A 12,328-nucleotide genomic window follows, 5' to 3' on the forward strand; every position below is an offset into this window, starting at 1 on the left:
CTGCCTTCCTTGTTACGCCCTTCGGGGCGCCGACGCGGTGCGCCGACTCCCGGCACGCCACCCAGGCGGCGTCGCCACCGAACCGGTGACCTGCGGGAATGCTGCCGCGGATGCGTCGACGGCCCACCGGCCTCCGCTGCGCCGCGACCATATCGAGTGTCATTCGTTACCACGACTCCCTGGGATCGGGTGGGCGTCATCGATCCCTCGCCGCTTTGCGATAACCACGCATAGCCGGATAAATGGAAATGACCAGAATCACCACGGTCCAAACCGCCACTTTCACCAGATACTCGGTGAGAGGACCTCCGGCCGCGAGTCCGCGCATTGCCTCGATCGCCGGTGTCATGGGCTGATTCGCGACAATCGGCTGCAACCAGGTCGGATAGGCACTGACCGGAGAGAATCCCGAGTTGAAGAACATCAACAGGCTCGAGGCCAATCCGAGATAGGGCACGATCGGCGCACCCGGGCGCGCACTCACCGCGAGCGCGAGGGTGAGGGTGGCGAAGGCCGCCCCGTATGTGAGGGCCACGAGCACGAGCCCGATCGCGGGTCCCAGCCCCTGCGTGAACCGGAACCCGATGAGGTGACCGGCGGCGAGCAGGATGAACGTCGTCACCAGGATGCGGGCGAGCTCGGAGATCACCCGCGACGTCAGGTCCGCCGCCCGATGGATCGGCAGCACGTACAGGCGGGCGAGCAGCCCGGTCGCCCGTTCTCGGTTCAGCCGGGTCGCCGACGCGATCGACCCGAACATCGCCCCGACGAGGATCACCAGCGGCACCGTGCCGTACGCGCTGTTCTGGCCGGTGGCCGAACCTATCGCGTCGCCGAGCACGACCTTGAACATCAGCATGCTCAGCGCCGGGAACACCAGCGCCTGGATCAGGGTCGGGGCGTCGCGGACGAACACCAGGATCTGACGTCCCGCGAGTGGGAGACTCTGGCGCCACAGCGCGCGGAACGACGACTCCGTCGGCACGTCGGTGGGCGCCGTCGTGAGAAAGTGCCGCGACGACACCCGGTCGGCGGTCGATGTCCCGGCGTCGATGTCGGTCATCAGCGTGTCCTCCGCGTGCTGATGGCCAGCAGGGTCAGCGCGACCGTCGCCAGTCCGGCACACCACCACATCGACGGAACGAGCTGATGCCACGTCGCCGTCCCGGCATCGAGTGCGCGCATCGAATCGGCGAACTGGGAGATCGGCTGATTGCGGACGAAAGGCTGTATCCACTCCGGGAACTGGGTCAGCGGCACGAACCCGGTGGACATCATCCCGAGGATCAGGGTCGGCAACGCCAAGGCCTGACTGGTCGCCTCGGGACTGCCCGCGACCAGACCGATGCCGTCGGCCGCCCAGGAGAACAACGACCCGATGAGGAGTGCGAGACCGAACAGGCCGACGGTGCCCCACAATCCGCCGCCGGGACGCCAGTCGATGATCAGACAGGCCACGGCGGCACAGATGAGCGAGATGATCAGCAGTACGCCGTTGGTCGCGGTCCGCGCCAGCATCGGGATCACCGGCGACATGGGCATCACCCGAAAGCGCGTGTTGATGCCCTGCACACCGTCGAAGGCGGCTCGCATCGCCGCCGAGGACGCGGCGAAGTTCACCGACTGCAGCACGATGATCGGCATCAGGAACTGTCCGTAGTTGACCCCGGGGGCAACCTCCACGATGCTGCGCAGCGGCAGATAGAAGCAGATCGCGAGGAATGCCGGCGAGATGAAGGCGAAGATCACCTCGCCGCCGCGGAAGACCTTGGAGATACCCCGCCCGGACAGCGCCCACCACTGCTGGAAGGGTCGGACGCGGGGTTCGATCAGCGTGGTGGGTCCCGCTGACGTCGCTCCCGATGGCAATACGTCAGAAGTCGTCATCTCAGCGGGAACTCCGGTCGCGTCGCGGGTCGGTCAGCGCCAGGAACACCTCATCGAGCGACGGACGTCGCATGGCGACGTCGGAGAGCGGGATACCGGCGTCGGCGGTCCGGCGGATCACCTCGACGAGGGTCTCCGGACCGTCCGGCGCGGGTACCGCGACGAAATGGTCGTCGTCCTCCTGCGTGTGGTCGCCGATGAGGTCGGCGAGGGTCGCGCGCAGCCGTGTCCGGTCGGCGGGATCCGCGGGGGTGACCTCGCAGTATGCCGCTCCCGTCGAGGCCTTCAGTTCGTCGGAGGTCCCCTCGGCGATCACCCGCCCCTTGTCGATGACGACGATGTTGTCCGACAGGACGTCGGCCTCCTCGAGATACTGGGTGGTCAGCAGGATGGTCACCCCGGAGTCGCGGAGTTTCTCGACCAGCGCCCACACCTCCAGCCTGCTGCGCGGATCGAGACCGGTCGTCGGCTCGTCGAGGAACACGATCTTGGGTGCGGTGACGAGCCCGCAGGCGATGTCGATCCGGCGACGCATACCGCCCGAGTACTCACGGACGCGCTTGCCGCCGACGTCGGTCAGCGAGAACGCGTCGAGCAGCTCGTCGGCACGCACGCGGGCAGCCGCCTTGTCCAGACCGAGCAACCGGCCGAACAGCACGAGGTTCTCGCGACCGGTCAGCGCTTCGTCGAGCGCGGCGAACTGGCCGGTCAGCATGATCGACTTGCGCACCGACGCCGACTCGGCCGCGACGTCGTGTCCGTTCACCGTGGCCGCTCCGCCGTCGGGTTTGAGCAGCGTGCACAGCATGTTGACGGTCGTCGTCTTGCCTGCGCCGTTGGGTCCGAGCAGCGCGACGATGCTGCCCGCCGGGACGGTGAAGCTCACGTCCTCGACGGCGACCATGTCCTTGAAGCGCTTGTGCAGGTTCCGGGCCTCGATCGCGATCGGTCCCCCGACCGTCGGGGCGGCGGCGGCGGCCGGCGCCTGGGCCTGCGCGCGCAGGGACACCGTCTGCGATTCGGATCCGTCGATCGGGGTCTGCCATCCGGGCACCACCCCGGCGCCGGGAGCGGCCTCGGCGATTGCGCCGTTGCGGTCGATGGTTTCGCCCGGCGCAGGGGGAACGAACGGCGCGGCGGGGTTCGCGAACTCGGCCGGCGGACGCGGGAAGTCGGTGTGCGGACGGGGATGGTCGGTCTGCGGTCCGAAGTCCACCGGCGTCGGCGGAGCAAAGGCGTTCGGATGCGTGGACGGCGCCGACGCGAAGCCGGCAGGCTCCGTGATGTCGGGCCCCGGGGCGACCTGCTCAGCGATCTCGGCCTCGGCGACATCGGGCTCGACGATCTCGGCCTCGGCGATGTCGGGCTCGACGATGTCGGCCTCGGCGATGTCGGGCTCGGGGGTGACCGGGTCCGACGGGTGCGCGCCCGGCTCGGTGTCGGCGTCCGGGCTGCCGTTCGTGGCCGGGTCCGCCGGAGTCGCCCGCTCGGCACGCCAGCGCCGCAACTGCTCCTCGACCGGGTCGGGGAGAACGAACGGATCTTCGGGCAGAGGGGGAAGAGGGGGGTCCTGCCGTTGATGACGGGGCGCGTACGAGGCGACGGAGGGTCGCTGACCGTTGGCCTCGGACATGTCTTCCTCTACGCATCGGGAACAGGACAGTGTGGATGACCAGGTCGTCGGCCGCGGACGTCCGTGCGGACGGCAACACGAACCATTCGACGCTAGGCATCCACGACAACAAACTTACGCACGAATCGAAGTAACGGCCGAATTTGACCCGGTCTGTCTTCCACGAATATGTCGCCACCCCGCCGGGAATGGTTACCGATGCCGGGGAATGCTCACCATTACCGTCGAATGACCGACCGCGCACCGCCGCACAGACGGCCGAGCCCGCACGCGGCCGGCGCGCGGTGGCCCGCCATGCTCTGGAAGAGTGTTCCCATGACCACTTCATCTCCCGAACGCGAGATCCTGACCTGGGAACTCAACGGTGTCGCGTGTCGTGAACTCGCCCAGCAGGTCGCCGACGACAACTTCGTCCCCGACATCATCCTCGGTATCGCGCGCGGCGGGTTGATCCCCGCGGGCTCGCTCGCCTACGCGCTCGACTGCAAGTTGATGATCTCGCTCAACGTCGAGTTCTACACAGGTGTCGGGGAGACCCTGTCGGAGCCGGTCATGCTGCCCTCGCTCCTGGAGTCGAGCGGATTGACCGACCAGCGCGTCCTGGTCGTCGACGACGTCGCCGACACCGGTAAGACCCTCAAGTTGGTCAACGACTTCTGTGAGGAGCAGGGCCGGGTCGCCGAGGTGCGCAACGCGGTGCTCTACACCAAACCCCACACCATCACATCGCCTGACTACACATGGCGCACGACCGACAGGTGGATCGACTTCCCGTGGTCCGTGCAGGGTCCGATCGTGGCGGTCCAGCGATGACCGCCGACAAGACCGGCGCCCAGACGACGGTGAGCGACAACCCCGGCGCACAGCGGTACGACATCGTGGTCGAGGACAACGACGGTGTGGTCGGGTCCGCCGACAGGAACATCACGGTCGGCTTCGCCGAATATCGCGACCGGGTCACGGGTTCCGAGGATTCCCCGGCGACCTCGCGGGTCTTCTTCCACACCGAGGTCGACGAGGCCTTCGGAGGGCGCGGTCTGGCGACGATCCTCGTGCGGGAAGCCCTCGACGACGCCCGGTCGCGCGGATTGACGATCGTGGGGGTGTGCCCGCTGGTGGCCGCCTTCTTGAAGAAGCACCCGGAGTACGCGGACGCGACCGCACCGGTGACACCCGCGATCCTGGAGTGGCTGCGCTCCTCGTCGTGAGATCTACGGCCGGTTGACGGCCGGGGGCCTGGGCTACCGGTCGCCGGCCGTCGAGGCGCGCACGACACCGGCGCCCGACAACGACCGCGAATCGAACACGAGGCGGTCCGATCGCTCCCCGGCGTCGACGCCGACGGTGGCCAGCGAGTCCCGGCCGGGCGGTTGGATGCGCACGGTCACCCGTCCGCTGTCGGTCGCGTCGAGCACGGCGGCCACGGCGGCGGCGAGCCGGGTGCGGACCGTCGTGGCCTGCGGCTCGTCGAGACCCGCGAGCCCGCCGTCGTCGAGCAACACCACCCGGACACCCCGTTGCCGGGCCCGCCACGCGGCCTCACGCACCACCGGCAGATCGAGACCGGCGGCCCGGATGCCATCACGCAGTTGCGCTTCGAGCAACCGGGCGACGACCACCTCCTCGGCGGAGAAGACGGCACGCCCGGCGATCCGTGTCAGGACCGGACGCGCACGTTCGTCGAGAGCCGCCAGGCGTCGGTCACGTACCTCCGTGGCAGCCGCCGCGGCGGCATCGAGTGCGGCCCGGCGTTCGTTCGCCTCGCGGAGCGCGTAGATCTGGCGGGCCATCGGACGCAGCATGAGCGAGAACAGCGACCCCATGATCATGACCGCGTAACCGGGCAGAGTCACCGACAGTCCCCACAGAATCCCGGCGGTCGAGAAGTATCCCCAGGCCATCGCGATCGCCGAGATGCATCCACTCGCCAGCCAGGCCGCCAGCGGGCGCCCCCGGACGGCGAGAAACGCGAGGAGGACGACCGAAGCTCCCATCGCCGGTCCGGTCTGCATCACCCGATCCGGCGGGAACGGCAGGGAGAACAGGGTCGCGGCCACCCCGGCGACGGCCAGCGACGCCACCCCGACGGTCACCGGCATGGGGAGCGGATCGCCCGGGGCGTCGAGCACCAGGAGCCCGCCGACGACGAACAGCACGAACCCCGATGCGAGCCCGAACCACGGCCACCACCCGGACACGCCGACGTCGGCGTACAACGAGACCGCGACGTATCCACAGGCGAACACCGCCATCATCGACCACAGGGGTCGTGAACCGATGCCGAACGCGTTGACGACCTCGCCGCGGTCGACGCCGCGCGCAACACGCGAGCGGTCCCGGATCACGGTCGCTCCCACATGATCTGGACCGTCGTTCCCCGGCCCGCACGACTGCGCACCTCGGCGTGACCGCCCGGTACACGCGCGAGGCGGCCACGAATGCTGACCTCGATGCCCAGTCGACCCGCAGCGACCGTCCCGGGATCGAATCCGACTCCGTTGTCCACGACCGCCATGCTCAGCGCATCCGGCGCCAGCCGGACGATGACCGCGCAGTCGGCGCCGGCGCCCGCGTGGCGGACCACGTTGCGCAGGGACTCCGTCATCGCCTCCACGACTGCGTCGAGGACCTCCGCGGGATAGTCGCCGTCCGCGGCTTCGCCGACCGCGAAGTCCGCGGTCCGTGCGTCCCGGTTCGCATCGTCCCGGTTCGCATCGTCCTGGTTGGCATCGTCTCGGTCCGCAGCGTCTGGTCCGGCCTCGACTGCGTCCTCTGCGGCGTCCGCCACGATCTCGACGTCGGCACGTTCGGACATCTCGGCCGCGGCCGACCGGATTCGCCGGATCGCGTCGGTCCGCGACACGACACCCGCGGGCCCCTGACCGGGTACGCGCGCCAGTTCGTCGAGCGCCGACGAGGCCTGCGCCGCCAGCCGCGGGTCCGGTCGACCCGGCTCCACGGCCAGCAGCGACGCGATGACGCGGTCGTGCACGATGGCATCGAAGCGCGCCATCTCCACTTCGCGGGCCGACGCCGCCGCCACACTCGCGCCCGCTCGGTACGTCTCTTCACGCGTCTCGTCGAGCTCCCGGCCGGTTCGGATGGCCACCAGCACGACGGCCAGGAACACACCCGTGAACACCAGCGACCACAGGATCTCGATCGAGAGGTCGGCGGTCACGGCATCGAACCGCCCCAACTGCTGCGAGATGTGGGCCAGCACCGACGCGACCACGAGTCCGACAGCAGCCAGCCGGGCATGCACCAGCATCAGGACCATGCTGGGCATGCCGCAGAACGCGACCATCCACTGCGCTGTGTCGTCCGGATTTGCAAGGGGTGCACCGTTCCACGCCACGAACCACAGCGCGACGCCGAGGACGTAACCCGTCCAGGTCGTCACGGCGAGTGGGGTCAGCCAGCGGGTTCCGGGCCGGAAACTGGCCACGAACAGCAGGATTCCCGGTCCGACCGACAGCAGGACGCTGATCGGGGCCCACCATGAGGCGGTCAGGGCGGCCGAGGCGAGGATCGCGGGAACGGACACGACGGGGTATCCGATGAAACCCAATCCGAGGAAGCGTGCTCCGATGCGCCGGACACGATCCAGATCCGGTTCGGCCGAGCCGGATTCGAACGCGCGTCGCAATACTGCGAACGGCGCGCGGGGTTCGTCGCTCGCGGCGACATCGGTCGAGGGCATCGCAGTCACCCTCACATCAACCGAATCGGCGGGTCAATCCCCCGTTGAGACCACAGTCAAACGCCGAACGGCCCGCTCCCCCAGGGGGAACGGGCCGTTCGCGGTAGATCTCGTCGGCGGGAGGCCTACTTGGCCTTCTCCAGCACCTCGACGAGACGCCAGTGCTTGGTCGCCGACAGCGGGCGGGTCTCCATGATCCGCACACGGTCACCGACGCCGGCATCGCCGTTCTCGTCGTGGGCCTTGACCTTGCTCGTGGTCCGGATGATCTTGCCGTAGAGCTTGTGGCTCTTACGATCTTCCAGCTCGACCACGATGGTCTTCTGCATCTTGTCGCTGACGACGTAGCCGATCCGCTCCTTGCGGCTCGCACGCACCTCAGTCGTTTCCGTCACCTTCTGGTCCTCACTCATGCGTCATCACCGTCCGGTCCCGACGCCAAGCCCAGCTCACGCTCGCGCATCACGGTGTAGATACGTGCGATCTCGCGACGCACGGTCCGCAGGCGACGGTTGTTGTCGAGCTGGCCGGTGGCCATCTGGAACCGAAGGTTGAACAGTTCTTCCTTCGACTCTTTCAGGCGATCGACCAGATCGGCGTCGTTGAGCTCGCGGAGCTCGTTCGCAGCAACTCCGAGTGCCATCAGAACTGCTCCTCTCTGGTCACGATCCTGGTCTTGATGGGGAGCTTGTGCTGCGCGCGACGCAGGGCCTCACGAGCGATCTCCTCACTCGGGTAGGTCATCTCGAACAGCACGCGACCCGGCTTGACCGGGGCGACCCACCACTCGGGCGAACCCTTACCCGAACCCATGCGGGTCTCGGCAGGCTTCTTGGTCAGCGGACGGTCCGGGAAGATGTTGATCCAGACCTTGCCGCCACGCTTGATGTGCCGGTTGATCGCGATACGAGCGGACTCGATCTGACGGTTGGTGATGTACGCACTCTCCAGAGCCTGGATGCCGTAATCACCGAACGTCACCTTGGTGCCGCCCTTGGCCTGCCCCTTGAGGCTGGGGTGGTGCTGCTTGCGGTGCTTGACCCGACGTGGGATCAACATGGCCTAGCCCTCCTGCTTCTCAGCCGCACCAGCAGTGGCCTCGGCGGGAGCGGCCTCGGCCGCGCGAGCGGCGTCGGTGCTCGTCGCAGTGGTGCCCGAGGCACCGCTACGCCGGGGCCGGCTGGGCCGGCGCGGACGGCGGTCGTCGGCTGCCGGAGCGGCCGCGGCCAGCTCACGACGTCCACCGACGATGTCGCCCTTGTAGATCCACACCTTCACGCCGATGCGGCCGAAGGTGGTCTTGGCTTCGTAGAGTCCGTAGTCGATGTCGGCGCGCAGCGTGTGCAGCGGCACGCGACCCTCGCGGTAGAACTCACTGCGGCTCATCTCTGCGCCGCCCAGACGACCCGAGCACTGGACCCGGATGCCCTTCACGTTCGGCTGACGCATCGCCGACTGGATCGCCTTGCGCATCGCGCGGCGGAACGCCACACGGTTGCTCAGCTGCTCGGCGACGCCCTGAGCCACCAGCTGGGCCTCGGACTCGGCGTTCTTGACCTCGAGGATGTTCAGCTGGACCTGCTTGCCGGTCAGCTTCTCCAGGTCACCGCGGATGCGATCGGCCTCGGCGCCACGGCGTCCGATGACGATGCCCGGACGCGCGGTGTGGATGTCGACGCGAACCCGGTCACGGGTGCGCTCGATCTCGACCTTCGCGATGCCGGCCCGCTCGAGCCCCGTGGAGAGGAGCTTGCGGATGGCGACATCCTCTTTGACGTAGTCCGCGTACTGCTTGTCGGCGTACCACCGCGACTTCCAGTCGGTGGTGATGCCCAGACGGAAGCCGTGCGGGTTGATTTTCTGGCCCACTGTTTCAGGCTCCCTTCTTCTTCGGCTGACGCGAACGACCCCGGCCCGCGGTGGCCTTCTCCGGCAAGCTCTCCACGACCACGGTGATGTGGCTGGTGCGCTTGCGGATACGGAACGCACGACCCTGCGCGCGCGGCTGGAAGCGCTTGAGGGTGGGTCCCTCGTCGGCGAACGCGGTGGCGACGACCAGGCTCCGGCGATCCAGATCCAGGTTGTTCTCCGCGTTTGCGACCGCACTTGCGAGCACCTTGTACACGGGCTCGGATGCCGCCTGCGGAGCGAACCGCAGGATGTCGAGGGCCTCGTCCACGTTCTTGCCGCGAACCAGGTCCAGGACTCGACGAGCCTTCATCGGGGTGACGCGCACGAAGCGTGCGGTCGCCTTTGCTGTCGGATTATCGGTCTGCGTAGTCATTACCGGCGCTTCGCTTTCCGGTCATCCTTGATGTGACCCTTGAAGGTGCGGGTGGGGGCGAACTCGCCCAGCTTGTGCCCGACCATCGAATCCGAGATGAACACCGGCACGTGCTTGCGTCCGTCGTGGACGGCAAAGGTGTGTCCGATGAAATCGGGAATGATGGTCGAACGACGGGACCAGGTCTTGATGACCTGCTTGGTTCCCTTTTCGTTCTGCACGTCCACCTTCTTCAGGAGGTGGTCGTCGACGAACGGGCCCTTCTTGAGGCTGCGTGGCATTCTCTTACCTCCTCCTGTTATCGCTTGTTCTTGCCGGTGCGCCGGCGGCGGACGATCAGCTTGTCGCTGGCCTTGTTCTTGCGGGTGCGGCCCTCGGGCTTGCCCCACGGGCTGACCGGGTGGCGACCACCGGAGGTCTTGCCCTCACCACCACCGTGCGGGTGGTCGACGGGGTTCATCACGACACCACGGACGGTCGGGCGCTTGCCCTTCCAGCGCATACGGCCGGCCTTGCCCCAGTTGATGTTGCTCTGCTCGGCGTTGCCCACCTCGCCGACGGTGGCGCGGCAGCGCACGTCGACGCGACGGATCTCACCGGAGGGCATGCGCAGCGTGGCGTAGGTGCCTTCCTTGCCGAGCAACTGGATCGAAGCTCCCGCGCTGCGGGCCATCTTCGCGCCACCGCCCGGACGCAGCTCCACGGCGTGGATCTGGGTACCGGTCGGGATGTTGCGCAGGGGCAGGTTGTTGCCGGGCTTGATGTCGGCGGTCGAACCGCTCTCGACGATGTCGCCCTGCTTCAGGCCCTTCGGCGCGATGATGTAACGCTTCTCGCCGTCGACGTAGTGCAGCAACGCGATCCGCGCAGTGCGGTTCGGGTCGTACTCGATGTGAGCGACCTTGGCGTTGATGCCGTCCTTGTCGTTGCGACGGAAGTCGATCAGGCGGTAGGCACGCTTGTGGCCGCCACCCTTGTGGCGAGTGGTGATTCGGCCGTGAGCGTTACGGCCACCACGCCCGTGCAGCGGACGCACCAGCGACTTCTCCGGATGGTCACGGGTGACCTCCGCGAAATCGGAGCCGCTGGCCCCACGACGACCCGGGGTCGTCGGCTTGTACTTACGAATAGCCATGAGTCTCTAGTCCTTCTCGAAGGCCCCGGTCAGCTGACCGAGCCTCCGAAGATCTCGATGGGCTTGCTGTCTGCGGTCAGCGACACGATGGCGCGCTTGGTGGACTTGCGCTGGCCGTAGCCGGAGCGGGTCCGCTTGCGCTTGCCCTGTCGGTTCGCGGTGTTGACGCTGGCAACACTGACACCGAAGATCTTCTCGATCGCGATCTTGATCTCGGTCTTGTTGGACTCCGGGTGCACCAGGAAGGTGTACACGTTGTCCTCCATGAGCCCGTAGGACTTCTCCGAGATCACGGGCGCCAGGATGATGTCGCGCGGATCGGCAACGGTCGTCATGTCAGGCCTCCTCTGCTGTCTTCTCGACGGCAGCCTTGGCATCCGCCGTGTTCTGCTCGATGAAGGCGTTGAGCGTCTCGACGCTGAACACCACCTCGTCCGAATCCAGGACGTCGTAGGTGTTGAGCTGATCCGGCGCGATCGGCAACACGTTGTCGAGGTTCCCCACGCTCAGCCACGCCGTCAGGTCCTCGCGGCCGAGAACGACCAGGAACTTGCGGCGATCGGAGAGGCTCTCCAAGAACTGACGTGCCGACTTGGTCGAGGGCTTCTGCCCCGCCACCAGCTCGGTGATCACGTGGATGCGCTCGTTGCGTGCGCGGTCGCTCAGCGCACCGCGCAGGGCGGCGGCCTTCATCTTCTTGGGGGTGCGCTGGCTGTAGTCGCGCGGCTTCGGGCCGTGGACGATGCCACCGCCGGCGAACTGCGGCGCGCGGGTCGAGCCCTGGCGGGCGCGGCCGGTGCCCTTCTGGCGGTACGGCTTGGCTCCACCACCGCGAACCTCGGCGCGGGTCTTGGTGGAGTGCGTCCCCTGGCGTGCCGCGGCCTGCTGGGCCACGACGACCTGGTGCATCAGCGCGATGTTGGCCGGTGCGTCGAACAGCGCGGCGGGCAGGTCAACGGTTCCGTTGGTCTTGCCGTCGGCGGTCTTGACGTCCAGCGTCAGCTTGGTAGTGGTCTCGGTGCTCATTTCGCACCACCCTTCACTGCGTCGCGAACCATCACGATGCCGCCCTTGCGACCCGGGATCGCTCCCTTGATCAGCAGGAGGCCGGCCTCGGCGTCCACCTTGTGGACGGTGAGGTTCTGCGTGGTCACCTTGTCGTTACCCATGCGGCCTGCCATGCGCATGCCCTTGAACACGCGGCCCGGGGTGGCGCAGCCACCGATCGAGCCCGGTGCGCGGTGCACGCGGTGGACACCGTGGCTGGCGCCCAGACCGGCGAAGCCGTGACGCTTCATGACGCCGGCGAAGCCCTTGCCCTTGGAGGTGCCCGTGACGTCGACCAGCGCGCCGTCGGCGAAGATCTCGGCGGTCAGTTCCTGACCGATCTCGAACTCGGCGACGTCGTTGACGCGGATCTCGGCCAGGTGCCGACGCGGGGTGACCCCGGCCTTGCTGAACTGGCCGGCGACCGGCTTGGTCACCTTGCGGGGATCCACGGCACCGTAGGCGATCTGGACGGCGGTGTAGCCGTCACGGTCCGCGGTACGGAGCTGGGTGATCACGTTCGGGCCGGCCTGGATGACAGTCACCGGGACGACTCGATTGTTCTCGTCGAATACCTGGGTCATGCCGAGCTTGGTGCCCAGGATGCCCTTGGTCGAACTCTGATTGCTCATGATGTAT

17 protein-coding genes are annotated in these 12,328 nt (G+C 67.6%); 2 read left to right on the top strand and 15 right to left on the bottom strand.

Translation table 11 applies throughout. The features are described 5' to 3' along the window. Nucleotides 1–196 precede the first annotated feature (196 nt). The 3 genes from ACSUZC_RS17655 to ACSUZC_RS17665 are packed head-to-tail and all read right to left on the bottom strand — an operon-like array spanning nt 197 to nt 3,520. On the bottom strand, nt 197–1,063 hold the full coding sequence (locus tag ACSUZC_RS17655) for an ABC transporter permease (protein ID WP_439029777.1): 867 nt from the start codon (nt 1,061–1,063) through the stop codon (nt 197–199). Next, complete coding sequence (locus tag ACSUZC_RS17660; RefSeq protein ID WP_439029778.1) at nt 1,063–1,887, bottom strand: ABC transporter permease; 825 nt, start codon at nt 1,885–1,887, stop codon at nt 1,063–1,065. Before ACSUZC_RS17660 ends, ACSUZC_RS17655 begins: the two co-directional genes overlap by 1 nt. Before the next feature lies 1 nt (nt 1,888). Further along, nucleotides 1,889–3,520 carry an ATP-binding cassette domain-containing protein gene (locus tag ACSUZC_RS17665; protein ID WP_439029779.1) on the bottom strand — a complete coding sequence of 544 codons (1,632 nt, stop codon included), beginning with the start codon at nt 3,518–3,520 and terminating at the stop codon, nt 1,889–1,891. Nucleotides 3,521–3,835: 315 nt separating this feature from the next. On the opposite strand from ACSUZC_RS17665, the gene ACSUZC_RS17670 reads away from it, so the two are divergent. Together ACSUZC_RS17670 and ACSUZC_RS17675 are read left to right on the top strand one after the other, a co-directional pair. Next, the gene (locus tag ACSUZC_RS17670) at nt 3,836–4,333 is read left to right on the top strand and encodes a phosphoribosyltransferase (RefSeq protein ID WP_439029780.1); all 498 of its coding nucleotides are present in this window, start codon (nt 3,836–3,838) and stop codon (nt 4,331–4,333) included. Beyond that, complete coding sequence (locus ACSUZC_RS17675) at nt 4,330–4,728, top strand: GNAT family N-acetyltransferase (RefSeq protein ID WP_439029781.1); 399 nt, start codon at nt 4,330–4,332, stop codon at nt 4,726–4,728. Before ACSUZC_RS17670 ends, ACSUZC_RS17675 begins: the two co-directional genes overlap by 4 nt. 33 nt (nt 4,729–4,761) lie before the next feature. Here the strand turns inward: ACSUZC_RS17675 and ACSUZC_RS17680 are convergent, their stop codons facing one another. From ACSUZC_RS17680 to rplC, 12 genes are all read right to left on the bottom strand, one after another. Continuing rightward, nucleotides 4,762–5,865: a hypothetical protein gene (locus tag ACSUZC_RS17680; protein WP_439029782.1), complete on the bottom strand. Its 1,104-nt coding sequence runs from the start codon at nt 5,863–5,865 to the stop codon at nt 4,762–4,764. After that, nucleotides 5,862–7,223 carry a sensor histidine kinase gene (locus tag ACSUZC_RS17685; RefSeq protein ID WP_439029783.1) on the bottom strand — a complete coding sequence of 454 codons (1,362 nt, stop codon included), beginning with the start codon at nt 7,221–7,223 and terminating at the stop codon, nt 5,862–5,864. Before ACSUZC_RS17685 ends, ACSUZC_RS17680 begins: the two co-directional genes overlap by 4 nt. A gap of 125 nt (nt 7,224–7,348) precedes the next feature. Beyond that, nucleotides 7,349–7,636: a 30S ribosomal protein S17 gene (rpsQ, locus tag ACSUZC_RS17690; RefSeq protein WP_238421318.1), complete on the bottom strand. Its 288-nt coding sequence runs from the start codon at nt 7,634–7,636 to the stop codon at nt 7,349–7,351. After that, entirely contained in the window at nt 7,633–7,866 is a 234-nt protein-coding gene (rpmC, locus tag ACSUZC_RS17695) for a 50S ribosomal protein L29 (protein WP_004020547.1), read from the bottom strand. Before rpmC ends, rpsQ begins: the two co-directional genes overlap by 4 nt. Continuing rightward, on the bottom strand, nt 7,866–8,282 hold the full coding sequence (gene rplP / locus ACSUZC_RS17700) for a 50S ribosomal protein L16 (protein ID WP_439029784.1): 417 nt from the start codon (nt 8,280–8,282) through the stop codon (nt 7,866–7,868). Before rplP ends, rpmC begins: the two co-directional genes overlap by 1 nt. A 3-nt stretch (nt 8,283–8,285) precedes the next feature. Continuing rightward, nucleotides 8,286–9,092, bottom strand: a complete 807-nt coding sequence (gene rpsC, locus ACSUZC_RS17705; protein WP_439029785.1) for a 30S ribosomal protein S3 — start codon at nt 9,090–9,092, stop codon at nt 8,286–8,288. Nucleotides 9,093–9,096: 4 nt separating this feature from the next. Beyond that, nucleotides 9,097–9,507 carry a 50S ribosomal protein L22 gene (rplV, locus tag ACSUZC_RS17710; protein WP_439029786.1) on the bottom strand — a complete coding sequence of 137 codons (411 nt, stop codon included), beginning with the start codon at nt 9,505–9,507 and terminating at the stop codon, nt 9,097–9,099. Then, nucleotides 9,507–9,788 (bottom strand): 30S ribosomal protein S19, encoded by a 282-nt coding sequence (rpsS, locus tag ACSUZC_RS17715; protein WP_004020551.1) that lies wholly within the window; start codon nt 9,786–9,788, stop codon nt 9,507–9,509. Before rpsS ends, rplV begins: the two co-directional genes overlap by 1 nt. A gap of 17 nt (nt 9,789–9,805) precedes the next feature. Then, nucleotides 9,806–10,642, bottom strand: a complete 837-nt coding sequence (gene rplB / locus ACSUZC_RS17720) for a 50S ribosomal protein L2 (RefSeq protein ID WP_439029787.1) — start codon at nt 10,640–10,642, stop codon at nt 9,806–9,808. Nucleotides 10,643–10,671: 29 nt separating this feature from the next. Beyond that, the gene (gene rplW, locus ACSUZC_RS17725; RefSeq protein ID WP_188328732.1) at nt 10,672–10,977 is read right to left on the bottom strand and encodes a 50S ribosomal protein L23; all 306 of its coding nucleotides are present in this window, start codon (nt 10,975–10,977) and stop codon (nt 10,672–10,674) included. Between the two features lies 1 nt (nt 10,978). Then, nucleotides 10,979–11,668 carry a 50S ribosomal protein L4 gene (gene rplD, locus ACSUZC_RS17730; protein ID WP_439029788.1) on the bottom strand — a complete coding sequence of 230 codons (690 nt, stop codon included), beginning with the start codon at nt 11,666–11,668 and terminating at the stop codon, nt 10,979–10,981. After that, nucleotides 11,665–12,321: a 50S ribosomal protein L3 gene (rplC, locus tag ACSUZC_RS17735; protein ID WP_439029789.1), complete on the bottom strand. Its 657-nt coding sequence runs from the start codon at nt 12,319–12,321 to the stop codon at nt 11,665–11,667. Before rplC ends, rplD begins: the two co-directional genes overlap by 4 nt. Between the last annotated feature and the right edge of the window lie 7 nt (nt 12,322–12,328).

The organism is Gordonia terrae, from assembly GCF_051789125.1.
Taxonomy (GTDB): Bacteria; Actinomycetota; Actinomycetes; order Mycobacteriales; family Mycobacteriaceae; genus Gordonia; species Gordonia terrae_A.